This is a genomic window from Citrobacter youngae, assembly GCF_003818115.1.
Classification (GTDB): Bacteria; Pseudomonadota; Gammaproteobacteria; order Enterobacterales; family Enterobacteriaceae; genus Citrobacter; species Citrobacter youngae.
Map to the genome: position 1 here is coordinate 171,978 of NZ_RPOI01000015.1, position 26,281 is coordinate 198,258.

Annotated in this window: 21 protein-coding genes and 1 other annotated feature; of the genes, 12 read left to right on the forward strand and 9 right to left on the reverse strand. The window is 53.9% G+C overall.

Translation table 11 applies throughout. The features are described 5' to 3' along the window. Positions 1-2: 2 nt before the first annotated feature. Positions 3-1,196 (reverse strand): multidrug efflux RND transporter periplasmic adaptor subunit AcrA, encoded by a 1,194-nt coding sequence (acrA, locus tag EHN13_RS12990; protein WP_048212410.1) that lies wholly within the window; start codon positions 1,194-1,196, stop codon positions 3-5. Positions 1,197-1,337: 141 nt separating this feature from the next. Between acrA and acrR the strand changes: the two genes are divergently transcribed. Together acrR and mscK are read left to right on the forward strand one after the other, a co-directional pair. Continuing rightward, on the forward strand, positions 1,338-1,988 hold the full coding sequence (gene acrR, locus EHN13_RS12995; RefSeq protein ID WP_124021514.1) for a multidrug efflux transporter transcriptional repressor AcrR: 651 nt from the start codon (positions 1,338-1,340) through the stop codon (positions 1,986-1,988). Between the two features lie 127 nt (positions 1,989-2,115). Further along, positions 2,116-5,481 carry a mechanosensitive channel MscK gene (gene mscK / locus EHN13_RS13000; RefSeq protein ID WP_124021515.1) on the forward strand — a complete coding sequence of 1,122 codons (3,366 nt, stop codon included), beginning with the start codon at positions 2,116-2,118 and terminating at the stop codon, positions 5,479-5,481. 75 nt (positions 5,482-5,556) lie between these two features. Here mscK and rsmS read toward each other — a convergent pair whose 3' ends face one another. Both rsmS and priC read right to left on the reverse strand, forming a co-directional pair. Continuing rightward, entirely contained in the window at positions 5,557-5,718 is a 162-nt protein-coding gene (rsmS, locus tag EHN13_RS13005) for a pleiotropic regulatory protein RsmS (RefSeq protein ID WP_124021516.1), read from the reverse strand. Positions 5,719-5,732: 14 nt separating this feature from the next. Continuing rightward, the gene (gene priC, locus EHN13_RS13010; RefSeq protein ID WP_124021517.1) at positions 5,733-6,260 is read right to left on the reverse strand and encodes a primosomal replication protein N''; all 528 of its coding nucleotides are present in this window, start codon (positions 6,258-6,260) and stop codon (positions 5,733-5,735) included. Positions 6,261-6,329: 69 nt separating this feature from the next. On the opposite strand from priC, the gene EHN13_RS13015 reads away from it, so the two are divergent. From EHN13_RS13015 to hemH, 8 genes are all read left to right on the forward strand, one after another. Next, positions 6,330-6,707: a DUF454 family protein gene (locus EHN13_RS13015; protein ID WP_003847534.1), complete on the forward strand. Its 378-nt coding sequence runs from the start codon at positions 6,330-6,332 to the stop codon at positions 6,705-6,707. Between the two features lie 193 nt (positions 6,708-6,900). Further along, positions 6,901-7,452, forward strand: a complete 552-nt coding sequence (gene apt, locus EHN13_RS13020; protein WP_005125198.1) for an adenine phosphoribosyltransferase — start codon at positions 6,901-6,903, stop codon at positions 7,450-7,452. Between the two features lie 118 nt (positions 7,453-7,570). Then, entirely contained in the window at positions 7,571-9,496 is a 1,926-nt protein-coding gene (dnaX, locus tag EHN13_RS13025; protein ID WP_101741780.1) for a DNA polymerase III subunit gamma/tau, read from the forward strand. Then, positions 8,829-8,893 (forward strand) — a sequence feature (DnaX frameshifting element). Its footprint overlaps the gene before it by 65 nt. A 57-nt stretch (positions 9,497-9,553) precedes the next feature. Continuing rightward, positions 9,554-9,883 (forward strand): YbaB/EbfC family nucleoid-associated protein, encoded by a 330-nt coding sequence (locus tag EHN13_RS13030; RefSeq protein WP_003021764.1) that lies wholly within the window; start codon positions 9,554-9,556, stop codon positions 9,881-9,883. After that, entirely contained in the window at positions 9,883-10,488 is a 606-nt protein-coding gene (gene recR, locus EHN13_RS13035; RefSeq protein ID WP_003021767.1) for a recombination mediator RecR, read from the forward strand. Before EHN13_RS13030 ends, recR begins: the two co-directional genes overlap by 1 nt. Positions 10,489-10,598: 110 nt before the next feature. Continuing rightward, positions 10,599-12,473, forward strand: coding sequence for a molecular chaperone HtpG (gene htpG / locus EHN13_RS13040; protein WP_124021518.1), 1,875 nt, complete (start codon positions 10,599-10,601; stop codon positions 12,471-12,473). A 231-nt stretch (positions 12,474-12,704) separates the two neighbouring features. Next, on the forward strand, positions 12,705-13,349 hold the full coding sequence (gene adk, locus EHN13_RS13045; RefSeq protein ID WP_003021773.1) for an adenylate kinase: 645 nt from the start codon (positions 12,705-12,707) through the stop codon (positions 13,347-13,349). Positions 13,350-13,529: 180 nt separating this feature from the next. Further along, positions 13,530-14,492: a ferrochelatase gene (gene hemH, locus EHN13_RS13050; protein ID WP_124021519.1), complete on the forward strand. Its 963-nt coding sequence runs from the start codon at positions 13,530-13,532 to the stop codon at positions 14,490-14,492. Here hemH and aes read toward each other — a convergent pair. Then, positions 14,489-15,448, reverse strand: coding sequence for an acetyl esterase (aes, locus tag EHN13_RS13055; RefSeq protein WP_048212402.1), 960 nt, complete (start codon positions 15,446-15,448; stop codon positions 14,489-14,491). The genes hemH and aes overlap by 4 nt on opposite strands. 152 nt (positions 15,449-15,600) lie before the next feature. Between aes and gsk the strand changes: the two genes are divergently transcribed. Continuing rightward, complete coding sequence (gene gsk, locus EHN13_RS13060) at positions 15,601-16,905, forward strand: inosine/guanosine kinase (RefSeq protein WP_048212401.1); 1,305 nt, start codon at positions 15,601-15,603, stop codon at positions 16,903-16,905. A 92-nt stretch (positions 16,906-16,997) separates the two neighbouring features. Here the strand turns inward: gsk and ybaL are convergent, their stop codons facing one another. Continuing rightward, positions 16,998-18,677 carry a YbaL family putative K(+) efflux transporter gene (ybaL, locus tag EHN13_RS13065; RefSeq protein WP_003835904.1) on the reverse strand — a complete coding sequence of 560 codons (1,680 nt, stop codon included), beginning with the start codon at positions 18,675-18,677 and terminating at the stop codon, positions 16,998-17,000. Positions 18,678-18,902: 225 nt separating this feature from the next. After that, positions 18,903-20,123: a fosmidomycin MFS transporter gene (gene fsr / locus EHN13_RS13070; protein WP_003021788.1), complete on the reverse strand. Its 1,221-nt coding sequence runs from the start codon at positions 20,121-20,123 to the stop codon at positions 18,903-18,905. Between the two features lie 174 nt (positions 20,124-20,297). Here fsr and ushA point away from each other — a divergent pair, with 174 nt between their 5' ends. Then, positions 20,298-21,950, forward strand: coding sequence for a bifunctional UDP-sugar hydrolase/5'-nucleotidase UshA (gene ushA, locus EHN13_RS13075; RefSeq protein ID WP_124021520.1), 1,653 nt, complete (start codon positions 20,298-20,300; stop codon positions 21,948-21,950). Positions 21,951-22,131: 181 nt separating this feature from the next. On the opposite strand, the gene ybaK is transcribed toward ushA, so the two are convergent. The 3 genes from ybaK to copA all read right to left on the reverse strand — a co-directional run bounded on the left by ybaK (position 22,132) and on the right by copA (position 26,209). After that, entirely contained in the window at positions 22,132-22,611 is a 480-nt protein-coding gene (gene ybaK, locus EHN13_RS13080; protein ID WP_003021794.1) for a Cys-tRNA(Pro)/Cys-tRNA(Cys) deacylase YbaK, read from the reverse strand. 201 nt (positions 22,612-22,812) lie between these two features. Further along, positions 22,813-23,607 carry a TraB/GumN family protein gene (locus EHN13_RS13085; RefSeq protein WP_048212399.1) on the reverse strand — a complete coding sequence of 265 codons (795 nt, stop codon included), beginning with the start codon at positions 23,605-23,607 and terminating at the stop codon, positions 22,813-22,815. A 100-nt stretch (positions 23,608-23,707) separates the two neighbouring features. Continuing rightward, entirely contained in the window at positions 23,708-26,209 is a 2,502-nt protein-coding gene (gene copA, locus EHN13_RS13090; protein ID WP_124021521.1) for a copper-exporting P-type ATPase CopA, read from the reverse strand. Positions 26,210-26,281: the final 72 nt, after the last annotated feature.

The following is a 26,281-nucleotide window of genomic DNA, read 5'->3' on the forward strand; positions in this document are numbered from 1 at the left end:
AGTTAAGACTTGGACTGTTCAGGCTGGCTACCGCTTGCGGCTGGCTGGTTATTATCCGCGGTGACTTCCTGCGCTTTAACCTGAGCGCCAGGACGAACTTTCTGCAGCCCACTTACAATCACACGGTCGCCTGGCTTAAGTCCTTCAGTGACTAACCATTTGTCGCCAATTGCTTGTGCTGCCACAATTTGACGCGTTTCAACTTTGTCATCAGCACCGATAACTAATGCACTGGCATCGCCACGCGGTGTGCGGGTAACGCCTTGCTGTGGAACCAGTAACGCCGTTGGGTTTGTCCCTTCTTCCAGACGCGCACGGACGAACATGCCCGGCAGTAGGGTGTGATCCGGGTTCGGGAAGATTGCGCGTAACGTAATTGACCCAGTGGTTTGATCAACCGTCACATCCGAAAACTCCAGCGTACCGGACTGCGGGAATTTAATACCGTCGCTGGTAACCAGTTCGACTTTTGCTTTACCGTTCTCTTGCTTCAGCGTGCCATTGGCCAACTCTTGTTTCAGGCGCAGGAAATCGTTACTTGACTGCGTCACATCGACATAGATGGGATCCAACTGCTGAACGGTCGCCAGTGCGGTCGCCTGACCGTTTTGCACCAGTGCGCCTTCAGTAACAGATGACTTACCAATGCGGCCGCTGATTGGCGACGTGACTTTGGTATAGGCCAGGTTGATACGTGCGGTTTCTACTGCGGCTTTCGCAGCGACAACAGCAGCGTTCGCCTGTTGTGCATCTGCCTGCGCGCTATCGTAGTCCTGTTGACTGATGTACTTCGTACCTAACAGTTTCTGATAACGTTTAACCGTCAGCTGAGCGATATTTGCCGCTGCTTGTGCTTTGGCCAGATCGCCTTTCGCACTTTCGTACGCGGCCTGGTAAGTAGCAGGATCAATCTGATAGAGAGACACACCTGCTTCAATGTCGCCGCCTTCGGTAAAGTTACGCTTCAGGATAATACCGCTGACCTGAGGGCGAACTTCCGCAATGCGAAACGCACTGGTGCGACCTGGGAGTTCAGTTGTGATCTGTAGAGGTTCAGTTTTGAGCGTCACAACTCCAACTTCTGGCATCTGCTGGCCCCCTTGTTGGGCCTGTTTGTCGTCACATCCTGTTAGCGCTAAGCTGCCTGAGAGCATCAGAACGACTGCCAGAGGCGTTAACCCTCTGTTTTTGTTCATATGTAAACCTCGAGTGTCCGATTTCAAATTGATCAATGGCTTAAAGCCCATAAACCCATTGCTGCGTTTATATTATCGTCGTGCTATGGTACATACATTCACAAATGTATGTAAATCTAACGCCTGTAAATTCACTGACATATGGCACGAAAAACCAAACAACAAGCACAGGAAACACGGCAGCACATTCTGGATGTTGCTCTGCGTTTGTTTTCGCAGCAAGGGGTATCATCCACCTCGCTTGCGGAGATCGCAAAAGCCGCTGGTGTAACGCGCGGTGCTATCTATTGGCATTTCAAAAATAAGTCGGATTTATTCAGTGAAATCTGGGAGCTAGCAAAACCTAACATTGATGAGTTAGAAACTGAGTATCAGGCAAAATTCCCCGACGATCCACTATCAGTATTAAGAGAAATTTTAATTTACGTTCTTGAAACTACCGTAACAGAAGAACGCCGACGTTTATTGATGGAGATTATATTCCACAAATGCGAATTTGTCGGGGAAATAGCATCAGTTCAGTTAGTCGAACGTAGCCTGTGCCTGGAAAACTATGACCGTATAGAAAAAACGTTACACCACTGTATGGATGTCAACATGCTGCCGGAAAACCTGAACACACGTCGTGTCGCGGTGTTAATGCGTAGCTATATTTCCGGAATCATGGAGAACTGGTTATTTGCCCCCGAATCATTTGATCTGAAAAATGAGGCTCGCCACTACGTGGCGGTGTTGCTGGAGATGTGCCTGCTTTGTCCAACCTTGCGCCTGCAGACAGGGGAGACACGCTAACTTACCATTTCTGCACCAGGAATTCTCCTGGTCATTTTGCCTCCTGCTATTCTGCTGGTCACAGCCGTGATATTCTTGCCGCTTGACTATTTCCGGTCACTTTCCCGGTTCAGAAACATTCATTCTCATGACTATGTTGCAGCTCTATAAACGTTCACAGCATGTAATTGCTATTAGCATTCTTTTCTTCATTCTATTGCTATCCTGCCAGTCATCTGCATTTGCGCGGGCGCAACAGAGTGGTGAACTGCCGACGAAAGCGGATATCCAGAGCCAGTTAGACACGCTGAGTAAACAAAAAGATCTCTCCGCGCAGGATAAGCTGGTCCAACAGGATCTCATCGATACCATCGCCACGCTGGATAAAATCGATCGCGTGAAAGATGAGACCGTACAGCTTCGCCAGAAAGTGGCTCAGGCGCCGGAGAAAATGCGTCAGGCGACGGATGCGCTAAATTCGCTCAGCGATGTCGACAATGACGACGAAACGCGAAAAACGCTGAGCACGCTTTCCTTACGACAGCTTGAGTCACGCGTCGCGCAGGTGCTTGATGACCTGCAAAGCTCGCAAAACGATCTTGCTGCCTACAACAGCCAACTGGTGTCGCTCCAGACCCAGCCAGAGCGCGTACAAAATGCGATGTACACTGCGTCGCAGCAGATGCAGCAAATCCGCAACCGACTTGATGGCACTAATGTAGGCGAAGGTGCTTTACGCCCCAGCCAGCAGGTACTGTTACAGGCGCAGCAGGCGCTGCTGAATGCGCAGATCGACCAACAGCGAAAGAGCCTCGAAGGTAATACGATTTTGCAGGATACCTTGCAAAAACAACGAGATTACGTGACGGCGAACAGTAACCGCCTTGAGCATCAGCTCCAGCTCCTGCAGGAAGCGGTGAACAGCAAGCGACTGACGTTAACCGAAAAAACGGCGCAGGAAGCAGTCACGCCGGATGAAGCCGAGCGTATTCAGTCCAATCCGTTAGTGAAGCAGGAGCTTGATGTTAACCATCAGCTCAGCCAGCGTCTGATTGCCGCGACTGAAAACGGCAACAGCCTGATGCAGCAAAATATTAAAGTCAAAAACTGGCTTGACCGCGCGCTGCAATCCGAACGTAACATTAAAGAGCAGATTGCCGTTCTGAAAGGCAGTCTGCTGCTGTCGCGTATTCTGTATCAGCAACAACAAACGCTGCCGTCGGCGGATGAACTTGCCGATATGACCAACCGGATCGCCGACTTGCGTCTGGAGCAGTTCGAAGTCAACCAGCAGCGTGACGCGCTGTTCCAGAATGATGCGTTTGTCGCCAAACTGGAAGAAGGGCACAGCAACGAAGTTAACGGCGAAGTCCATGATGCCTTACTGCAGGTTGTGGATATGCGCCGTGAACTGTTGGATCAGCTCAATAAGCAACTGGGCAACCAGTTGATGATGGCGATTAATCTGCAAATTAATCAGCAGCAGTTAATGAGCGTGTCGAAAAACCTGAAAGGGATCCTCACGCAGCAGATTTTCTGGGTTAACAGTAACCGTCCGATGGACTGGGACTGGATCAAAGCTTTCCCGCAAACGCTTAAAGACCAGTTTAAGTCGATGAAAATCACGGTGAACTGGGAAAAAGCGTGGCCCGCAGTGTTTATTGCGTTTCTGGCGGGATTGCCGCTGCTGCTCATTGCCGGGCTCATCCGCTGGCGTCTTAAATGGTTGAAAGAGTACCAGGCGAAATTAGCCGCCGCGGTAGGTAACCTGCGTAATGACAGTCAGCTCAACACGCCAAAAGCGATTCTGATCGATCTCATCAGAGCCTTGCCGGCGTGCCTGATTATCCTCGCGGTAGGTCTGATTCTGCTTACCATGCAGTTGAATATCAGCGACCTGCTGTGGGCGTTCAGTAAGAAGATGACAGTCTTCTGGTTGGTGTTTGGTCTGTGCTGGAAGGTGCTGGAAAAAGATGGCGTGGCAATTCGTCATTTTGGTATGCCAGCAAAACAAACTAGCCATTGGCGCCGCCAAATCGTGCGTATTAGCCTGGCGCTGTTGCCGCTTAATTTTTGGTCGGTCATTGCTGAACTGTCACCGCTCAATCTGATGGACGATGTGCTGGGTCAGGTGGTGATTTTCCTCAACCTGCTGCTGATCGCCTTCCTGGTATGGCCAATGTGCCGCGAAAGCTGGCGCGATAAAGAGTCGCATGGTCTGCGTCTGGTGACGATTACCGTGCTGTCGATTATCCCGATAGCATTAATGGTGCTGACGGCAACCGGCTATTTCTACACCACGCTGCGCCTGGCGGGACGCTGGATTGAAACGGTTTATCTGGTCATTCTCTGGAACCTGCTGTACCAGACCGTGCTGCGTGGATTAAGCGTCGCGGCGCGTCGTATCGCCTGGCGTCGTGCGCTGGCGCGTCGTCAGAACCTGGTGAAAGAAGGGGCGGAGGGCGCAGAGCCGCAGGAAGAGCCGACCATCGCGCTGGAGCAGGTAAACCAGCAAACGCTGCGTATCACCATGCTGGTGATGGTGGCTCTGTTTGGTGTCCTGTTCTGGGCCATTTGGTCTGATTTGATAACCGTATTCAGCTATCTCGACAGCATTACGCTCTGGCATTACAACGGCACCGAAGCGGGTGCGGCAGTGGTGAAAGACGTCACCATGGGTAGCCTGTTGTTTGCCATTATTGCCTCGATGGTGGCGTGGGCGTTGATCCGCAACTTACCCGGCCTGCTGGAAGTGCTGGTACTGTCGCGACTCAAAATGCGCCAGGGGGCATCGTACGCGATCACCACGATCCTCAACTACGCGATCATCGCCATCGGCGCGATGACGGTCTTCGGATCGCTCGGCGTCTCGTGGGATAAACTGCAATGGCTGGCCGCCGCTCTGTCGGTTGGTTTGGGTTTTGGCTTGCAGGAAATTTTCGGTAACTTTGTTTCCGGCCTGATTATTCTGTTTGAACGCCCGGTGCGTATTGGCGATACGGTTACCATTGGTACGTTCTCCGGTACGGTCAGCAAGATCCGAATTCGTGCTACCACCATTACCGACTTCGATCGTAAAGAGGTGATCATCCCGAACAAAGCATTCGTGACGGAGCGTTTGATCAACTGGTCGCTCTCCGATACGACCACGCGTCTGGTGATCCGCATTGGCGTGGCCTATGGTTCGGATCTGGACAAAGTGAAGAAAGTGCTGCTGCAGGCGGCGATGGAACACCCGAAAGTAATGCACGATCCGGAGCCTGCGGTGTTCTTTACCGCCTTCGGCGCCAGCACGCTGGATCATGAGCTGCGTTTATACGTGCGCGAACTACGCGATCGTAGCCATACGGTTGATGAACTTAACCGTGCGGTCGATCGTTTGTGCCGTGAAAACGACATTGATATTGCCTTTAACCAGCTCGAAGTGCACCTGCACAACGCGAAGGGCGACAGCGTAACCGAGGTTAAGCGTGACATCATTAAAGGTGACGATCCGACGCCTTCGGTAGGTTAGTAGAAAAAATCATCAGGCCTGCGAGCTTCGATTCATTCGTAGGCCTGATAAGTGCAACGCTATCAGGCATTTCAGCTATCGCGCGTTTTTTGAAGAAGAGAGCTGTTTCTTTTCGTAATCCCGTTTAACAATCTCCAGCGCCTTCAGTACGGTTTCAGGTGCAACCTGGTTTTCCTCAAGTAAAACAATCAAATCGACGGCCAGTTTGACCTCGTCCGGGGCGTTCTCTAATGACATAAATTCTCCGGGGATTAACGGGTTAAACGCGCCAGCACGTTTTCTATTCTTGCCAGAGCATGGCGGCAGCGAGCCAGTCGCGCCTCGAATGCTTCTACTTCACGATGCAGTTTTTGCTGTTCTTCAAAACCCGTTGCCTGAGCCAGACGCTCTTTGCGTTCACGCGTCATTTCCACCAGTCGGCGTTCAAACTCCTGGTGTTGAACCCGCTTGCGCTGCCAGCGCGCCAGGGCTGGAGATGCGCTGTCCCACTCGCGGAGCGACCAACTGGCGGTTTCACGCGAAATCGCCTCTAACTGTGAGGCAAGGTGTTCCGCCAGCCAGCTAATTTGTGGTAGTTGTTGCTGTTCGACTGCACGGCGCAAGGCGGCGAGATTATCTTCAGCTTCATCCAGACAGGCCTGCAGCAACGTGCTGCGCGTGTGAAACAGATGCCTGTCAAAGCGGGCGCTCAGCGTGGCGTGATGCGCCAACGGAGCACACTGCTGCCGCAGGCGGTTAAGCTGGTTTTCAAGCCTCTGTAGCAGCATGACGGTTTTCACGACAACACTCCGATGAAAATGAGAACTGTTATGCTAAAGTAGCGATTCTCTGTGTTAAGTACTGATATTATGCAACGCATTATTCTAATCATCATTGGCTGGATAGCGGTAGTGTTAGGCACGCTGGGCGTTGTATTGCCGTTGCTGCCCACGACACCATTTATCCTGCTGGCCGCCTGGTGTTTTGCCCGCTCATCGCCGCGCTTTCACGACTGGCTGCTGTATCGTTCGTGGTTCGGCGGGTATCTGCGTCACTGGCAAAAACACCGCGCAATGCCGCCTGGGGCGAAGCCGCGCGCGATTTTGTTGATCCTGGTGACGTTTGCTATTTCCCTCTGGCTGGTCAATATGATGTGGGTACGCGGCCTGCTGCTGGTTATTCTCGCCTGTTTACTGATTTTTATGTGGCGGATCCCGGTGATTGATGAAAAACAACAAAAGCAGTAAAGCGCAATAATCGCTGTTGCAATTGTCTCTCGCAGCCAGTAAATTCGACCGTTTTCGAGCACAGGCGCAGATGGTCAAAGGTTAACCAAGTGTAACCCTGGCCCTAATATAGACACAAAATCATTCAAGATACGTCGAGGATGAAGTGTATAGTGCGCCGTGAAGTAATACTGTATTAATCAGGCACAAACTTATGACCGCGACTGCACAGCAGCTTGAGTTTCTCAAAAATAGCATCAAAAGCATCCACGATTACCCAAAACCGGGCATTCTTTTCCGTGATGTCACCAGTTTACTGGAAGATCCGAAAGCCTACGCCCTTAGCATTGAATTGCTGGTTGAACGCTATAAAGATGCGGGTATCACTAAAGTGGTTGGCACCGAAGCGCGTGGCTTCCTGTTTGGCGCGCCGGTAGCGTTGGGTCTGGGCGTCGGCTTTGTTCCGGTACGTAAACCGCGTAAGCTTCCGCGTGAAGTGATTGCTGAGAGCTATGAGCTGGAATACGGCACCGATCAGCTTGAAATTCACGTTGATGCCATCAAACCGGGCGATAAAGTCCTGGTTGTGGACGACCTGCTGGCAACCGGTGGCACGATTGAAGCGACCGTGAAGCTGATCCGCCGTCTGGGTGGCGAAGTAACCGATGCTGCCTTTATCATTAACCTGTTTGATCTGGGCGGCGAACAGCGCCTGGAAAAACAGGGGCTGACCTGTTATAGCCTGGTTCCATTCCCGGGCCACTAAGTCGGGCTATCTTATCCCGGTTGAAGTAATACCGAGACACACAACCTCGCCGTTGCTGCGAGGTTGTGTTAGCATTACCCTCCTGTGAATCCACCCTCCAGCCTTTCAGAGCCTGCCAATGAGTTATCAGGTCTTAGCCCGAAAATGGCGCCCACAAACCTTTGCTGACGTCGTCGGCCAGGAACATGTGCTGACGGCACTGGCGAACGGCTTGTCGTTAGGGCGTATTCATCATGCTTATTTGTTTTCCGGCACCCGTGGCGTCGGAAAAACCTCTATCGCCCGTTTGCTGGCGAAGGGATTAAACTGTGAAACCGGCATCACCGCTACGCCGTGCGGCGTGTGCGATAACTGTCGGGAAATTGAGCAGGGGCGTTTTGTCGATTTGATTGAAATCGATGCCGCCTCACGCACCAAAGTCGAAGATACTCGCGATCTGCTGGATAACGTCCAGTACGCGCCTGCGCGCGGCCGTTTTAAGGTCTATTTGATCGACGAAGTGCACATGCTGTCGCGGCACAGTTTTAACGCCCTGCTGAAAACGCTCGAAGAGCCGCCCGCGCACGTCAAGTTCCTGCTGGCGACCACCGATCCGCAGAAGCTGCCGGTGACCATTCTGTCGCGCTGTCTGCAATTCCACCTTAAAGCGCTGGATGTCGAACAGATTCGCCATCAGCTTGAGCATATTCTCAAAGAAGAGCATATCGCTCATGAACCACGCGCGCTGCAACTGCTGGCCCGCGCCGCGGACGGCAGCCTGCGCGATGCGCTGAGTTTGACCGATCAGGCGATCGCCAGCGGCGATGGTCAGGTCTCGACCGGCGCGGTCAGCACCATGCTCGGCACGCTGGACGACGACCAGGCGCTCTCGCTTGTTGAAGCAGTTGTGGCCGCCGACGGCGAACGCGTGATGACATTGGTGAACGACGCCGCCGCGCGCGGTATTGAGTGGGAAGCGCTGCTGGTTGAGATGTCGGCTTTGCTGCATCGTATAGCCATGGTTCAGCTTTCACCTGCCGCGCTCGGCAGCGATATGGCCGCCATTGAACAGCGTATGCGTGAACTGGCGCGAATCGTCCCGCCAACCGATGTGCAGCTTTACTACCAGACCCTGCTAATCGGGCGCAAAGAACTGCCGTATGCGCCGGACAGGCGAATGGGCGTCGAAATGACACTGCTGCGTGCGCTGGCTTTTCATCCGCGCATGCCGCTTCCGGAACCTGAAGTCCCGCGCCAGTCGTTTGCCCCGGTCGCACCCACAGCGGTGATGACCCCGACGCAGGTGCCACAGCAGCAGCCTGCGCCAGCGCAACAAAATGTGCCGCTCTCCGACGCCACCAGCCAGGTGCTGGCGGCACGCAGCCAGTTGCAACGCGCTCAGGGAGCAACCAAAGCAAAAAAGAGTGAACCGGCAGCCGCTTCCCGCGCGCGGCCGGTGAATAATGCTGCGCTGGAAAGACTGGCTTCGGTGTCGGAACGTGTTCAGGCGCGTCCGGCAGTCTCTGCGCTGGAAAAAGCACCGGCGAAGAAAGAAGCGTATCGCTGGAAAGCGACCAATCCTGTTGCAGAAGTCAAAGAAGTCATCGCCACGCCGAAAGCGCTGAAAAAAGCGCTTGAGCATGAAAAAACGCCGGAACTGGCGGCAAAGCTTGCGGCTGAAGCCATTGAACGCGACCCGTGGGCCGCCCAGGTGAGCCAGCTCTCGCTGCCTAAACTGGTGGAGCAGGTGGCGCTTAATGCCTGGAAAGAAGAGAATGGCAACGTGGTTTGCCTGCACCTGCGTTCCACGCAGCGACACCTTAATTCCAGCGGCGCGCAGCAAAAACTGGCCGAAGCATTGAGTACCTTAACAGGGTCAACGGTTGAATTGACCATCGTTGAAGATGATAATCCCGCGGTGCGCACGCCGCTGGAGTGGCGTCAGGCCATTTATGAAGAGAAGCTCGCGCAGGCGCGTGAGTCGATTATTGCGGATAATAACATCCAGACGCTGCGTCGTTTTTTCGATGCGGAGCTGGACGAAGAAAGTATTCGCCCCATTTGATCGTCAGCCCAATGGTTTGACGGTCGTCATCCCTTAACGTGATTGAGAGAGAAGCCTATGTTTGGTAAAGGCGGTCTGGGTAACCTGATGAAACAGGCCCAGCAGATGCAAGAAAAAATGCAGCAGATGCAGGAAGAAGTCGCCAAGCTGGAAGTGACCGGCGAATCTGGCGCGGGTCTGGTAAAAGTGACCATCAACGGCGCGCATAACTGCCGTCGCGTGGAGATCGATCCAAGCCTGCTGGAAGACGACAAAGAGATGCTGGAAGACCTGGTTGCTGCGGCATTCAACGACGCGGCGCGTCGTATTGAAGAGACGCAGAAAGAGAAGATGGCTTCTGTTTCCTCCGGAATGCAGCTGCCGCCTGGCTTTAAGATGCCGTTCTGATGCAAACCAGCCCGCTGTTAACTCAGCTTATGGAAGCACTGCGCTGTCTGCCGGGCGTTGGCCCGAAGTCTGCGCAGCGCATGGCGTTCACGCTGCTTCAGCGCGATCGCAGCGGCGGGATGCGTCTGGCGCAGGCGTTAACGAAGGCGATGTCGGAAATCGGCCACTGTGCCGATTGCCGCACCTTCACAGAGCAAGACGTCTGCAACATCTGCTCGAACCCGCGTCGCCAGGAAAACGGTCAGATTTGCGTGGTGGAGAGTCCGGCGGACATCTACGCCATTGAGCAAACCGGGCAATTTTCCGGACGTTACTTCGTGCTGATGGGACACCTGTCGCCGCTGGACGGTATCGGGCCTGATGATATCGGGCTGGATCGTCTTGAACAGCGACTGGCGTCTGAGCAAATTAACGAACTGATCCTCGCGACCAATCCCACGGTCGAAGGAGAGGCGACCGCCAACTATATTGCTGAGCTTTGCATGCAATATGGCGTTGAAGCCAGCCGTATCGCCCATGGCGTTCCGGTAGGCGGCGAGCTGGAAATGGTCGATGGCACCACGCTGTCGCACTCTCTGGCAGGACGACACAAGATTAAATTCTGAACAAACGGAGGCCGCGACGGCGGCTTCCGCTTGAAATCCTTCCCGCCTGTCCCCATTTCACCCTCAACGTGTTTTTACCATTGAAAATGGCATTGTTGAGGTAGATCTACATGAAAGGACAAGAAACTCGTGGTTTTCAGTCAGAAGTAAAACAGCTTCTGCACCTGATGATCCATTCTCTGTATTCCAATAAAGAAATCTTCCTGCGTGAGCTTATCTCTAACGCCTCGGATGCGGCAGACAAGCTGCGTTTCCGCGCACTGTCTAACCCGGACCTGTATGAAGGTGACGGTGAGCTGCGTGTGCGTGTTTCCTTCGATAAAGATAAGCGTACGTTGACCATTGCCGATAACGGCGTGGGGATGAACCGTGATGACGTTATCGATCATCTGGGGACCATTGCGAAATCCGGCACCAAATCTTTCCTCGAATCCATGGGCTCCGATCAGGCAAAAGACAGCCAGTTGATCGGCCAGTTCGGGGTTGGCTTCTACTCAGCCTTCATCGTGGCGGACAAAGTCACCGTGCGTACCCGTGCTGCGGGTGATAAACCGGAAAACGGCGTGTTCTGGGAGTCTGCGGGCGAGGGTGAGTACACCGTTGCTAATATCACCAAAGAAGACCGTGGTACCGAAATTACTCTGCATCTGCGCGAAGGCGAAGACGAGTTCCTCGATGACTGGCGCGTACGTTCCATCATCAGCAAATATTCCGACCATATCGCGCTGCCGGTAGAGATCGAAAAATCCGAAGAGAAAGACGGCGAGACCGTGGTTTCCTGGGAAAAGATCAACAAGGCGCAGGCGCTGTGGACGCGTAACAAGTCAGAAATCAAAGACGACGAGTACAACGAATTCTACAAGCACATAGCCCACGACTTCACTGACCCGCTGACCTGGAGCCACAACCGTGTGGAAGGTAAGCAGGAGTACACCAGCCTGCTGTATATCCCGTCGCAGGCGCCGTGGGATATGTGGAACCGCGATCACAAGCATGGTCTGAAACTTTACGTCCAGCGTGTATTCATCATGGATGACGCCGAGCAGTTCATGCCGAACTACCTGCGCTTTGTGCGCGGTCTGATAGATTCCAACGATCTGCCGCTGAACGTCTCCCGTGAGATCCTGCAGGACAGCACCGTCACCCGTAACCTGCGTAGCGCGCTGACCAAACGCGTACTGCAGATGCTGGAAAAACTGGCGAAAGACGACGCGGAAAAATACCAGACCTTCTGGAAGCAGTTCGGCCTGGTGCTGAAAGAAGGCCCGGCGGAAGACCACGCCAACCAGGAAACGATCGCTAAACTGATGCGCTTCGCGTCTACGCACACTGACTCCTCCGCGCAAACCGTGTCGCTGGAAGATTACGTGTCGCGTATGAAAGAAGGGCAGGAGAAAATCTACTACATCACCGCAGACAGTTATGCGGCGGCGAAGAGCAGCCCGCACCTGGAACTGCTGCGTAAGAAAGGCATCGAAGTGTTGCTGCTTTCTGACCGCATCGATGAGTGGATGATGAACTACCTGACCGAGTTCGATGGCAAACCGTTCCAGTCTGTGGCCAAAGCCGACGAGTCCATCGACAAACTGGCAGATGAAGTTGACGAATCGGCAAAAGAAGCGGAAAAAGCGCTGACGCCGTTCGTTGAGCGCGTGAAAACTCTGTTGGGTGACCGCGTGAAAGAAGTGCGTCTGACTCACCGTCTGACCGACACGCCAGCCATCGTTACCACCGATGCGGATGAAATGAGCACCCAGATGGCGAAACTGTTTGCCGCTGCGGGCCAGGCCGTACCGGAAGTGAAATATATCTTTGAACTGAACCCGGACCACGTGCTGGTAAAACGCACGGCGGATACTCAGGACGAAGCACAGTTCAAAGAATGGGTTGAACTGCTGCTGGATCAGGCGCTGTTCGCTGAGCGCGGCACGCTGGAAGATCCGAACCAGTTCATCCGTCGCATGAACCAGTTGCTGGTGTCCTGATACCCGTAATGTAATGCCGGATGGCGCTAGCGCTTATCCGGCCTACAGTATCTCGTAATAGTAGGCCGGATACGGTGTTTACACCGCCATCCGGCTTTTTTTCGCCTTCTGAACTCAATTTTCCATCATTAACCGTTTCAGCGCGGGTGGCTTCCTTGAGCCAATTGCGTGATGGTGGTATCGTTTAGCGCTTTTTAAAAAATATCGACAACCTTTAAGGGGATTTTCGTAATGCGTATCATTCTGCTTGGCGCTCCGGGCGCGGGTAAAGGAACTCAGGCTCAGTTCATCATGGAGAAGTATGGTATTCCGCAAATCTCCACCGGTGATATGCTGCGTGCCGCCGTGAAATCTGGCTCCGAGCTGGGCAAACAAGCGAAAGACATCATGGACGCCGGTAAGCTGGTGACTGATGAGCTGGTGATCGCGCTGGTAAAAGAGCGTATTGCTCAGGAAGACTGCCGTAATGGTTTCCTGCTCGATGGCTTCCCGCGTACTATTCCGCAGGCAGATGCCATGAAAGAAGCGGGTATCAACGTGGACTACGTTCTGGAATTCGACGTTCCAGACGAGCTGATCGTTGACCGTATTGTAGGTCGTCGCGTACACGCTGCTTCTGGCCGCGTTTACCACATCAAATTCAACCCGCCTAAGGTTGAAGGCAAAGACGACGTGACCGGCGAAGAGCTGACCACCCGTAAAGACGATCAGGAAGAGACCGTACGCAAGCGCCTGGTGGAATACCATCAGATGACCGCACCGCTGATCGGCTACTACTCTAAAGAAGCGCAGGCGGGTAACACCAAATACGCGAAAGTTGACGGCACTCAGGCCGTGGCTGACGTTCGCGCAGCGCTGGAAAAAATCCTCGGTTAATTTTTAACGCGGTTAATGCCAGATGGCGGTGGATACACCTTATCCGGCCTACGATTTTTTGTAGGCCTGATAAACGCAGCGCCATCAGGCAAATTCTCGTCTTACCTCTCACAGCAATTAGTTCTTCTTTATCGCTTTTCCGCTACAATTATCAACAATTTGAATCGATAAGAGGCGGTAATGCGTCAGACGAAAACCGGTATCCTGCTGGCAAACCTCGGCACTCCCGATGCCCCAACCCCCGAAGCCGTTAAGCGCTACCTGCGCCAGTTTTTAAGCGATCCACGCGTAGTCGATACGTCCCCTGCACTGTGGTGGCCGCTGCTGCGTGGTGTGATTTTGCCGCTGCGAGCACCGCGTGTGGCAAAGCTGTACCAGTCAATCTGGATGGAAGACGGTTCCCCGCTGATGGTCTACAGCAAGGCGCAACAGCAGGCGCTGGCACAACGTCTGCCTGATACGCCTGTTGCACTGGGGATGAGCTACGGTTTGCCGTCGCTCGAAAGCGCGGTCGATGAACTGCTGGCAAGCGGAGTAGAACACATGGTGGTGTTACCGCTGTATCCGCAATACTCCTGTTCGACAGTGGCGGCAGTCTGGGACGAGCTGGCGCGCATCTTAGCGCGTAAACGCGGTATTCCCGGCGTCTCGTTTATTCGTGATTACGCCGATGACAGCAGCTACATTGATGCGCTGGCCAAAAGTGCCCGGGATTCATTCGCTCAACATGGCGAACCTGATTTACTGCTGCTCTCCTATCACGGCATTCCGCAGCGCTACGCCGATGAAGGCGATGACTACCCGCAGCGCTGTCGCGATACGACGCGTGAGCTGGTTTCAGCGCTTGGCCTGCCGCCGGAAAAAGTCATGATGACCTTCCAGTCTCGCTTTGGCCGCGAACCATGGCTGACACCGTATACCGACGAAACGCTAAAAATGCTGGCGGAGAAAGGAACCCGACATATCCAGGTTATGTGTCCGGGCTTCGCGGCTGATTGCCTCGAAACGCTGGAAGAGATAGCGGTACAAAACCGGGAGATTTTCCTTGAAGCGGGTGGTAAGCAATATGAATATATTCCGGCGCTGAATGCCGCGCCGGAGCATATAGAAATGATGGTGAAACTGACCGAAGCCTACCGCTAAAGCTGTTGCTTAAAGAAATGCGCGCCGTCCTGCAGAGCTTCATCGGCGGTTTTCATCATCCGCGAATAGTGCAGGAAGGCGTGCAGCGTACCGGGATACATTTTGTACTGGCAGGGCTGCTGATGCGCCTGTAACGTCTGGAATAATAAGCGGCTATCGTCGATCAGCGGATCGAACTCCGCACCGGCGATAAAACACGGCGGTAGGTCGCGCGTCAGATCGTTATTAAACAGGCAATAGTACGGTGACTCACGATCGTCAGCGCTACGTAGGTACGCGTTTTCGTACATCTGCAGATCCTCGCGGGTTAAACCATCCCACGCTCCGCCCATCAGCCGTCGACTCAGTGAATCCTGCAGGCCGTAAAGGCCATACCACAACAGCACGCCAGCGACTTTGCCGCAGGCAATGTTTTTATCTCGCAGCCACAACGCACTGGCGAGCGCCAGCATCGCTCCGGCGGAATCGCCGGCAAAACCTATCGTATTGATATTGAGGGAATAGTCGCCAGCATGTTGATGATAGTACTGGCAAACGGCGACGATCTCTTCGATGGCTTGTGGGTAGCGCGCTTCCGGCGACAGCGAATAGTCGATGCCAATAACTGTGCACTGGGTGTAGTGCGCCAGTAAACGCATAATACGGTCATGGGTATCCAGATTACCGAGAATAAAACCGCCGCCGTGCAGGTAATACAGCGTCGCCTGGCTTTGGGGCTGCGGAGCGTAGATGCGTGTGGCAACGGGGCCGCACGCGGTAGAAATCACGCATTCTCGGGTATGCATCTGCGGGGCATCGGCATTCCACAGCTGCCGCTCATGAATGTAGTGTTGGCGCTGGGCCACAAAGTCATCGGCAGCGGGCCACGGTGGCAAATCGTCGCGATGAAAATTCACCACGCTTTTCATTTCATCCGAAATTTTGTCGAGTACGGGGATTTTGTTTTCCGGCTTCATAAAACACTCCTTGTGAAGGTGAGTTATTGTAGAAATTAATCCCGGATAAACTGCGATCTCACCGTCCGATATTGAAACTCAGCGCCGCATCGCATGCGCAGCAGGGAATGTGCTACCATGCATCGCTCAGTTAACCACCCGTAAAATCGACCATGAAATTTCCCGGTAAACGTAAATCCAAACACTATTTCCCCGTCAGCGCGCGCGATCCGTTGCTGCAACAAATTCAGCCAGAAAATGAAACCAGCGCAGCCTGGGTTGTCGGTATCGACCAGACGCTGGTAGATATTGAAGCCAAAGTGGATGATGATTTTGTAAAACGTTATGGATTAAGCGCCGGGCACTCTCTGGTGATTGAAGATGATGTTGCGGAAGCGCTCTACCAGGAGCTGGTACGCGAAAACCTGATCACCCATCAGTTTGCAGGTGGCACCATCGGTAACACTATGCATAACTACTCCGTGCTGGCAGATGACCGTTCGGTACTGTTGGGGGTGATGTGCAGTAATATCGAAATTGGTAGCTACGCGTATCGCTATTTATGCAACACCTCCAGCCGCACCGATTTGAACTATCTACAGGGTGTAGATGGTCCTATTGGCCGCTGCTTTACGCTGATTGGTGAATCCGGCGAACGCACATTTGCCATCAGCCCTGGTCACATGAACCAACTGCGCGCGGATAGCATCCCTGAATCAGTCATTGCCGGGGCTTCCGCGCTGGTGCTGACCTCCTATCTGGTGCGCTGTAAGCCAGGCGAACCGATGCCGGAAGCGACCATGAAGGCGATTGAATTTGCCAAAAAGCACAACGTGCCGGTGGTACTGACGCTGGGGACCAAATTCGTTATTGCGGATAACCCGCAGTGGTGGCAGACATTCCTGAAAGAGAATGTCTCTATTCTGGCGATGAACGAAGAAGAAGCCGAAGCGCTGACCGGCGAGAACGATCCGCTGCTGGCGTCTGACAAGGCGCTGGACTGGGTGGATCTGGTGCTGTGTACTGCGGGTCCGGCAGGTCTGTATATGGCCGGCTTTACTGAAGAAGAGGCGAAACGCAAAACTCAGCATCCACTGCTGCCAGGGGCGATTGCCGAATTCAACCAGTACGAGTTTAGTCGCGCCATGCGCCATAAAGACTGTACTCATCCGCTGCGTGTGTATTCGCACATCGCACCGTATATGGGCGGGCCAGAAAAGATCATGAATACCAACGGTGCTGGCGACGGCGCACTGGCGGCATTGCTGCATGATATTACCGCTAACAGCTACCACCGCAGCAATGTGCCTAACTCCAGCAAACACAAGTTCACCTGGCTGACCTATTCGTCATTAGCGCAGGTGTGTAAATATGCTAACCGCGTGAGTTATCAGGTGCTGAACCAGCATTCCCCGCGTCTGACGCGGGGTTTGCCGGAACGTGAAGACAGTCTCGAAGAGTCGTACTGGGATCGCTGAGTTCTTGCCCGATGGCGCTACGCTTATCGGGCCTACGCGTAGCAATATGTAGGCCGGATAAGGCGTTTTACGCCGCCATCCGGCACGTAACATTAACTGGCGGTAGCAACTTCACCGGCAGGCGGCGTTTCAATCAGCTCCAGCATGGTGCGGGCGATTTCACGCTCGCCCATGACCACCTGATTGGCACCGCGCTCGGTAATATATTCCACCTCATCGTCATAATGCGCGCGGGCGATAATCTCAATCGACGGGCACTTCTCACGCGCGGAAGCGACAATTTCACCCGCTTCATAGCCATTCGGAATGGTCAGCAACAGCCAGCGTGCGCAATCCAGATGCGCCAGATTCATAATTTCCTCGTTGGCGGCATTTCCCAGCACCGCGCGGATCCCACGCTCGCGCAGTTCATCCACCCGGGTACGTGAGGTTTCGATAACCACCAGCGGGATCCCCGCAGCCATCAATTTCTCACCCAGCAGGCTGCCGACGCGACCAAAACCGACCAGCAGGGCGTGATTGCAGATATCCACCGGAATTTGCTTCTCTTCTTCGATAGCCTCTTCCAGCGTCTGCTCTTCCAGCGTTTCGGTTTTGGCGAGATATTTTTCTAACACCGCGAACAGCACCGGGTTGAGCATGATGGACAGGATTGCCCCTGCCAGCACCAGATTCTGTCCGGCCTGCGGCAGCAGGTTTAACGCCATTCCCAGACCCGCCAGGATAAAGGCAAACTCACCAATCTGTGCCAGGCTGGTGGCAATGGTGAGCGCCGTGCGTTGGGAGTGACCAAACATGCGCACCAGGAAATAGGCGGCAAGGGATTTACCAAAGATGATAATCGCCAGCGTACCCAGCACTGCCAGCGGCTGTTGGATCAGGACTAACGGATCGAACAGCATCCCGACGGAAACGAAGAACAGTACAGCGAACGCATCGCGCAGCGGCAGGGTGTCATGCGCCGCACGGTGGCTCAGTTCCGATTCATTCAACACCATACCAGCGAAGAATGCGCCCAGCGCAAAGGAGACATCGAACAGTTCCACTGCGCCAAAGGCGATACCTAAGGCAAGGGCGAGAACTGACAGGGTAAATAGCTCGCGTGACCCGGTTGCGGCGCTGCGGGCCATAATCCACGGTACCAGGCGACGCCCCACCAGCATCATAATCGCGATAAACGCCACCACCTTACCGATGGTAATCCCCATATCGACGGCGAGCGAGGCAAAGCCGACATCTTCTTTTTCCAGCATTCCGGCGACGGCTGGCAGGAGAACCAGCGTCAGCACCATCATCAAATCTTCGACAATCAGCCAGCCAATGGCGATTTGCCCGCGCTGACTGTCAATGAGCTGCCGTTCTTCAAGTGCACGCAGTAGCACTACGGTACTGGCGGTTGAAAGACACAGACCAAAGACGATACCGACCATCAGCGACCAGCCTAATACGGCTGAAAGCGCCATACCCAGCAGCGTTGCCACCGCTATCTGGGCAATCGCGCCGGGAATGGCGATAGACTTTACCGCCATCAAATCCTTCAGGGAAAAGTGCAGCCCGACGCCGAACATCAACAGGATCACGCCAAGCTCGGCCAGTTCAGGCGCGAGCTTGGTATCAGCAACAAAACCAGGTGTAAATGGACCGGCCAGAACGCCCGCTAACAGATATCCCACCAGAGGAGAAATACGTAGTTTATTGGCAATCATGCCTAATATAAAAGCGAGCACAAGGCCGCCGACAATGGTGGTGATAAGCGGGGTGGCGTGATGCATTCCGTCTCCTTTGGTTGCTGTGTTGATCCTGAAAACCCAAATTCCGAGTAATAGTTTATGACAATTTTGATGTTTATGTTGATGAATAATTATTGAATTTTGATGAAAACAGGATTTTAAAGGAAAAAAAGCACGGATCGGAAAACTACGGGGGGATGTTTGAGGCAAACGCTGATGGCCGCTGTAAGTGATGACGACCAAAGTTTACCTTTGGCCGTCAGAAAATCAGGCTTTATGTCGGTTATCAGGTAAGAATATGGTCAGTATCCCCAGAAGTGGCAGGAAAGCACATATTTTGTAGACCAAATCGATACTGGTATGGTCGGCAATCAGCCCTAACACCGCGGCTCCCAGGCCACCCATGCCGAAGGCAAAACCGAAAAATAGCCCAGAAACCATGCCGATACGCCCAGGAAGTAGCTCCTGTGCGTAAACCAGAATGGCAGAAAACGCCGATGCGAGGATAAAACCAATGATCACGGTTAAAATCCCGGTCCATTCCAGCGTTGCGTAGGGTAAAACGAGGGTAAATGGCGCAACGCCGAGGATAGACCCCCAAATAACATATTTTCTGCCAATTTTATCGCCTAATGGTCCGCCAATCACCGTCCCGGCCGCGACGGCAAACAGGAAGGCAAACAGATGAAACTGGGCATTTTGTACCGATAATCCGAATTTTTGCATCAGATAAAAGGTGTAATAGCTGCTAATGCTCGCCATATAGAAGTATTTGGAGAAAATCAGCACCAGCAGAATGCTTACCGCCAGCACCACTTTATTACGCGGCAACGGATTAACGATAGCGACCTTCGGCTTTCCTTTACTCATCCGATGCTGCGCGGCATACCAACGGCTGATTTGTGCCAGGACGACAATCGCTAATAGCGCAGCCAGCACAAACCAGGCCACATTACCTTTACCATATGGCGCGATGATGACAGCCGCCAGCAATGGCCCCAGAGAGCTACCGAAGTTGCCGCCAACCTGGAAAATCGACTGGGCAAGGCCGTGGCGACCACCGGAGGCCATACGCGCCACGCGGGACGATTCCGGGTGAAATACCGAAGAGCCGGTACCAACCAGCGCCGCGGCGAGCAGCACCATATGGAAGCTGCCGGCCATGGCCAGCAAAACAAGCCCGCTCAGCGTGAAGCACATCCCAATGGGCAGCGACCACGGCATCGGGTATTTATCCGTCCAGTAACCCACCACCGGTTGCAGCAGCGAGGATGCTAGCTGGAAGGTCAGGGTAATCATCCCTATCTGCATAAACGTCAGCGAGAACTCTGACTGCAATAGCGGATAAATCGCCAGGATCAGCGACTGAATCATATCGTTTAGCAAATGGGAGAGGCTGATCGCTCCTAAAATGCCAAATGAGGTGCGTGCTTTAGCAACCGACGCTGACGCGCCAGCCACAGGCTGGGTTGGTTCACTTATTGCCATAGAAAGTCACTTCTGTTTGGGTTGCGATTATGAGGGTAATCTATTTTGTTATTATTACCTGACTAACATACCTGCGGAAGGTGTTTGAAGGAAGTCTCATTTCTGAAAACATTTTCGACTATTATTTCATATCATTGTAATTTCAGTCGTTGATTTTGGCTCAGGGAGAGAAATATGAAGTTTTTAAAACGGGGCGTGGCGCTGGCGTTATTAGCCGCATTTACGCTGGCAGGTCAGCCAGCGCAAGCGTACGAAAAAGATAAAACCTACAAAATTACCATTCTGCATACCAACGATCATCACGGTCACTTCTGGCGCAGCGAATACGGAGAATACGGACTGGCGGCGCAAAAAACGCTGGTGGACGGTATTCGTAAAGAGGTGGCTGAGGAAGGGGGCAGCGTACTGCTGCTTTCCGGCGGTGATATTAATACCGGCGTACCGGAGTCCGATCTGCAGGATGCGGAACCTGATTTTCGCGGCATGAACCTGATTGGCTATGACGCGATGGCGGTCGGTAACCACGAGTTTGATAATCCGCTGACCGTCTTGCGCCAGCAGGAAAAATGGTCCAAATTCCCGTTTCTCTCGGCCAATATCTATCAGAAAAGCACCGGCGAGCGTTTATTTAAGCCGTGGGCCATCTTTAAGCGCCAGGATTTAAAAATTGCCGTACTCGGTTTAACCACTGACGATACGGCGAAAATTGGCAACCCAGAGTTCTTCACCGATATTGAGTTTCGCAAACCTGCGGAAGAAGCAAAGCTGGTTATCCAGGAACTCAATATGAATGAAAAGCCAGACATCATTATCGCGACCACCCATATGGGGCATTATGACAACGGCAATCATGGCTCGAACGCCCCTGGCGATGTCGAAATGGCGCGTAGCCTGCCCACCGGGGCGCTGGCGATGATTGTGGGTGGTCACTCACAGGATCCGGTGTGTATGGCTGCGGAAAACAAGAAGCAGGTTGATTACGTACCGGGTACGCCGTGTGCGCCAGATAAGCAAAATGGGATCTGGATTGTACAGGCACACGAGTGGGGGAAATACGTGGGCCGGGCGGACTTTGAGTTCCGTAACGGCGAAATGAAAATGGTTAACTACCAGCTCATTCCAGTCAACCTGAAGAAAAAAGTGACCTGGGACAACGGTAAAAGTGAGCGCGTACTCTACACCCCGGAGATTGTTGAAAATCAGCAAATGCTTTCGCTGCTGACGCCGTTCCAGAATAAAGGTAAAGCGCAGCTCGACGTGAAAATCGGTAGCGTCAATGCGCGCCTCGAAGGCGATCGAAGCAAAGTCCGTTTCGTGCAGACCAACATGGGACATCTGCTGCTGGCTGCGCAAATGGCGCGAACCAGCGCTGATTTTGGCGTGATGAGCGGCGGCGGTATCCGTGACTCCATCGAAGGCGGCGATATCACCTATAAGAGCGTGCTGAAGGTACAGCCGTTTGGCAACATCGTGGTGTATGCCGATATGAGCGGGAAAGAGGTGATTGACTATCTGACCGCAGTGGCGCAAATGAAGCCGGACTCCGGGGCCTATCCGCAGTTTGCCAACGTCAGCTTTGTGGCGAAAGACGGCAAGCTTAACGATTTGAAAATCAAAGGCGAGCCCGTTGACCCAGCCAAAACCTATCGTATGGCAACGCTGAGCTTCAACGCCACCGGCGGTGATGGCTATCCGCGTATTGATAACAAACCAGGCTATGTGAATACCGGATTTATTGATGCGGAAGTGCTGAAGGAGTACGTGCAGAAGAACTCACCGCTGGATGCCAGTGCGTATGAGCCGAAGGGTGAGGTGAGCTGGCAGTAACAGGGCTATTTTGTTCGCCATTTTGAACACGGGCAGTACTCGGAATCCTCACGTACTTCATGTACGCTCCGGTTCCTGCGCGCTGGCCGAGTCCAAACTGCCTTCACCAATAACGCCCTGTTGAGTATTCGATTTGTAGGCCTTAAAGCTGCGCGCCATCAGGCAGTCATTCTATAACCGCTTAATCCCGGCGGGCGATATCGGCGAATTTCGCATCCAGAATTTTCGCCAGATCGCTCGCTGCCAGTTCGATGTCCAGTCCGCGTTTGCCGCCGGAAACATAAATGGTGTCAAACGTTTGGGCTGGCGCGTCGATGAGCGTCGGCAATCTTTTTTTCTGCCCCAACGGGCTGATACCGCCTACCAGATAGCCGGTAGTGCGTTGCGCGACCATGGGGTCGGCCATATCGACCTTTTTGGCGCCCAAAGCTTTGGCAACCTTTTTGAGATCCAGTTGACCGGCTACCGGTGTGACGGCAACCGCCAGATGTTTCATATCGCCATTCACGGCAACCAGCAGCGTTTTGTAGACCTGATCCGCATTCAGTCCTAATTTACGGACCACTTCGTCGCCAAAGTTGGTCTCGGACGGATCGTGATCGTAGGTGTGGATCTGAAAAGAAATTTTGTTTTTTTCGAGTAGTTTAACGGCGGGTGTCATAGCAATTTTTCCTGGCCCAGACAAAATACGCCATAAGCATACGCCTGATGGCGGTGGAAAAAATAGTACCATCTTGCGCAATAGTATTGGCAGGATGATGACTTTGAGCGACAATCGACCTACACCGATGCTTTAAGCGTCGGCATAATAATAATGATGAAATTCCTCTTTGACGGGCCAATAGAAATATTGGCCATTTTTTTATCGCATCATCTCCGGTAAATTTCCCTCTCCATACAGATGCAGTGCGCCCACTGCGACCACATAGTGGCCTGCAGGCATTGCCTTGAGTTTGTCCCGCCAGGCCTCATTACGCTGGTGCATTAATACGTCATATAATGACTGGCTGAATGTGTTGGGTAACGTGAGTGCGCTATTTTGTGGTGGTGATTCAAGCCACCAGCCCATCATTTGTTGCAGCAACCTGGCGTTGGTGTGCCAGTGCGTCAGGGTATCGTCAAGCAAAGCCAAACCGTTATCAGGCAATTGACATAACAGGTCGATTTGGCTGGAGGCGCCTTCCAGTTCAATAATGGTTTTTTGCGCCTGTTTAGCCGCTTTGAGCAGTTGGTAGTCAATGCCATATTCCGCCCGTAATCCCAGCTGTTGCGCCTGCGTGGCTTGTAAGATCATGGCTATTTGCCACAGGGGTTGAGTCGAAAACAGGGAAGGGGAAATACCAAGATCTGCAGAAACTTTTTGCAGATTGCGCAATTGCTCTTCGCTGATGCGTTCTTCCAGCGTGGCAAAGGCCGGGAGATTGGCAAACGGAGTATCGTCACCGGAGACATCGGCTTCGACAATCAGTGCGTCAGCGTGGCTGAGTTTTTTCAGTAATCTGGCAGGCAGAGGGGCCATACCCCGGCTACCCATATGAATACTGCCAATCAGATGAAAATGGCGGTTGCCAGGCAAAGAGATATCGATGGCCGGCCAGGTATAATGGTTACCGCGCAGTGCAGACCATAATGCTTTTACCCGGTATAACAAATCCATACGACCTCCCTAAGTGGAGAACCATGCTAGCGCGTGGTCGGAAAAGTCGCAATGTGTGAATTGCCGGATGGCGCAGTTGATAGCGCCATCCGGCAAAGGGTTACTCTTTAGGTTTGAAGCGCAGCAGTCGGTTCGCGTTGCTCACCACGGTGATGGAAGAAAGCGCCATCGCTGCCCCGGCGACGACCGGGTTGAGCAGCGTGCCGGTGAACGGCCACAGGATCCCAGCGGCAACCGGGATGCCGATGCTGTTGTAGATAAACGCGCCGAGCAGGTTCTGCTTCATATTGCGCAGCGTTGCCCGGGAGATAGACAGCGCATCCGCAACGCCCATCAGGCTATGACGCATCAGCGTAATCGCGGCTGTTTCAATCGCCACATCGCTGCCGCCACCCATGGCGATCCCTACATCGGCCTGAGCCAGCGCAGGCGCATCGTTGATACCGTCACCGACCATGGCGACCTGGCGCCCCTGGCTCTGCAGACGCTTGATCGCCTCGGCCTTACCGTCCGGCAGAACGCCTGCAATCACCTCATCAATACCCGCCTCTTTGGCAATGGCGTTGGCGGTTGTTGGGTTGTCGCCGGTCAGCATCACCAGACTATACCCGGCGCGATGCAGGCGCTGGAGCGCTGCCACGCTGTCGCTACGCAGTGGATCACGCACCGCTAACAGCGCCGCCGCTTTACCATCAATCGCCAACAGCACCGGAGTTGAACCCTGGGAAGCCTGAGCGGTGATTTCAGCTTCCATTTCAGTGGTATCTACCTGCTGTTCATTGAGCAGTGCCTGATTTCCCAGCAGCAGAGTATGACCTTCGGTCTCGCCGCTGACGCCTAACCCGCGCAGCGTACGGAAACCGTTGACCTGCGGCAGCGAGACATCGCCGGCTTTGTCCAGAATAGCCCTGGCCAGCGGGTGGCTGGAACCCTGTTCAAGGGCTGCGGCCAGACGAATTACCCGCGCTTCATCGGTGTTGCCAAACGTTTTGATGGCGACAACCTGCGGTTTGCCTTCGGTCAGCGTCCCGGTCTTGTCAAAGACGACGGTATCAAGCGTGCTGGCGCGTTGCAGCGCATCGGCATCGCGTACCAGTACCCCAAACTCAGCGGCACGCCCCACGCCGGAAATAATCGACATCGGCGTTGCCAGACCCAACGCACACGGGCAGGCAATAATCAGGACGGTGGTGGCGATGACCAGCGTATAGACAATCTGCGGCGCCGGGCCAAAGAAATACCAGATAGCGGCACTCACCAGCGCGATCAGCACCACCACCGGAACGAACACCGAGGAGATACGGTCGGCCAGTTTGCCAATTTCCGGTTTGCTGCTTTGCGCCTGACGCACCATGCGAATAATGCGCGACAGCGTGGTGTGGCTGCCAACGGCGCTGGCGCGGAACAGGACGCTGCCGTCCTGGACGACCGTACCGGCGTGGACGCTATCGCCTTCGCCTTTTTGCTGCGGAATCGGCTCACCGGTCAGCATCGCTTCATCCAGCCAGGCTTCGCCCTGGGTGATTTCGCCATCGACTGGCACGCGGTCGCCGGTGGTCAGGCGCAACAACATTCCCGCCTGAACGTCTGCCAGCGGCACGTTCTTTTCACCTTCGTCAGTAACGACGCGTGCGGTCGGCGGCGTCAGATCGAGCAGTTTTTCCAGCGCTTTGGACGAGCGCTGGCGAGCCCGCGCTTCCAGCATATGTCCGAGGTTAATCAGACCGATAATCATGGCGCTGGCTTCATAATAGAGGTGTCGCGCTTCCATCGGGAACCACTGCGGCCAAAGGTTGACGCTCATGGAATAGAGCCATGCTACTCCCGTGCCCAGCGCGACCAGCGTATCCATGGTTGCGGTGCCGTTCATCAGGCTTTTCCACGCGCTGCGGTAGAAGTGACCGCCTGCGAAGACCATCACGGCGAGTGTTGCCAGACCAATTACCAGCCACAGGCTACGGTTGTCGGCACTCACCATCATGTTATCGCCAATCATTCCCCATACCATGACCGGGATACCCAGCAGCAGCGCGACGGCTGCCTGCCAGCGAAAACGCTTCATGGTTGCCACGGCGGTTTCCTGCTGGCGTTCGCGACGCTTAGCGTCGTCTTCGATCGCTTCCGCGCCGTAACCCGCTTTTTCAACCGCCTGCACTAAATCTGCGGCGGAGGCACTGCCCATTACCAGCGCAGTGCGTTCCGCCAGGTTTACCCGTGCCTGGGTGACGCCCGGTACGCTTTGCAATGCATTTTGTACACGGGTCACACAACTGGCGCAGCTCATGCCGTTTAACAGCAACTGTTGGCTGTCATCATCAGCCGTAGCTGCCGGAAGCTCGGAAGGGACCGCTGCCAGTGCTTCCGACGGGATTGATGACTCCGTCAGCGGTTTAGCCTTTGGGTGGCTTAACTCCGCCCCGTAACCGGCTTGTTTGATGGTTTCAATCAGCGCTTCTGCGCTGGCGCTCCCGGTAACATGGGCCTCTGTCACGGTGACATCCGCTTGCTCAACATCCGGACGTTGTTCCAGACTTTCTTTAACGCGTTTTACGCAGTGACCACAGGACAAACCGTCCAGGGTTAGATCGATTGTTTGAGACATAACCAACTCCTTCATTGCAGGTTTAACTGACTGTGATAAAGGTTAAACCTTCCAGCAAGGGGAAGGTCAATG

Excerpts from the sequence above, each read along its gene's own strand:
- EHN13_RS13030 (WP_003021764.1), top strand. The coding sequence starts at position 9,554 with ATGTTTGGTAAAGGCGGTCTGGGTAACCTGATGAAACAGGCCCAGCAG.
- mscK (WP_124021515.1), top strand. The coding sequence starts at position 2,116 with ATGACTATGTTGCAGCTCTATAAACGTTCACAGCATGTAATTGCTATT.
- hemH (WP_124021519.1), top strand. The coding sequence starts at position 13,530 with ATGCGTCAGACGAAAACCGGTATCCTGCTGGCAAACCTCGGCACTCCC.
- recR (WP_003021767.1), top strand. The coding sequence starts at position 9,883 with ATGCAAACCAGCCCGCTGTTAACTCAGCTTATGGAAGCACTGCGCTGT.
- gsk (WP_048212401.1), top strand. The coding sequence starts at position 15,601 with ATGAAATTTCCCGGTAAACGTAAATCCAAACACTATTTCCCCGTCAGC.
- acrA (WP_048212410.1), bottom strand. The coding sequence starts at position 1,196 with ATGAACAAAAACAGAGGGTTAACGCCTCTGGCAGTCGTTCTGATGCTC.
- aes (WP_048212402.1), bottom strand. The coding sequence starts at position 15,448 with ATGAAGCCGGAAAACAAAATCCCCGTACTCGACAAAATTTCGGATGAA.
- dnaX (WP_101741780.1), top strand. The coding sequence starts at position 7,571 with ATGAGTTATCAGGTCTTAGCCCGAAAATGGCGCCCACAAACCTTTGCT.
- ushA (WP_124021520.1), top strand. The coding sequence starts at position 20,298 with ATGAAGTTTTTAAAACGGGGCGTGGCGCTGGCGTTATTAGCCGCATTT.
- fsr (WP_003021788.1), bottom strand. The coding sequence starts at position 20,123 with ATGGCAATAAGTGAACCAACCCAGCCTGTGGCTGGCGCGTCAGCGTCG.
- copA (WP_124021521.1), bottom strand. The coding sequence starts at position 26,209 with ATGTCTCAAACAATCGATCTAACCCTGGACGGTTTGTCCTGTGGTCAC.
- adk (WP_003021773.1), top strand. The coding sequence starts at position 12,705 with ATGCGTATCATTCTGCTTGGCGCTCCGGGCGCGGGTAAAGGAACTCAG.
- acrR (WP_124021514.1), top strand. The coding sequence starts at position 1,338 with ATGGCACGAAAAACCAAACAACAAGCACAGGAAACACGGCAGCACATT.
- rsmS (WP_124021516.1), bottom strand. The coding sequence starts at position 5,718 with ATGTCATTAGAGAACGCCCCGGACGAGGTCAAACTGGCCGTCGATTTG.
- apt (WP_005125198.1), top strand. The coding sequence starts at position 6,901 with ATGACCGCGACTGCACAGCAGCTTGAGTTTCTCAAAAATAGCATCAAA.
- ybaL (WP_003835904.1), bottom strand. The coding sequence starts at position 18,677 with ATGCATCACGCCACCCCGCTTATCACCACCATTGTCGGCGGCCTTGTG.
- EHN13_RS13085 (WP_048212399.1), bottom strand. The coding sequence starts at position 23,607 with ATGGATTTGTTATACCGGGTAAAAGCATTATGGTCTGCACTGCGCGGT.
- ybaK (WP_003021794.1), bottom strand. The coding sequence starts at position 22,611 with ATGACACCCGCCGTTAAACTACTCGAAAAAAACAAAATTTCTTTTCAG.
- EHN13_RS13015 (WP_003847534.1), top strand. The coding sequence starts at position 6,330 with ATGCAACGCATTATTCTAATCATCATTGGCTGGATAGCGGTAGTGTTA.
- htpG (WP_124021518.1), top strand. The coding sequence starts at position 10,599 with ATGAAAGGACAAGAAACTCGTGGTTTTCAGTCAGAAGTAAAACAGCTT.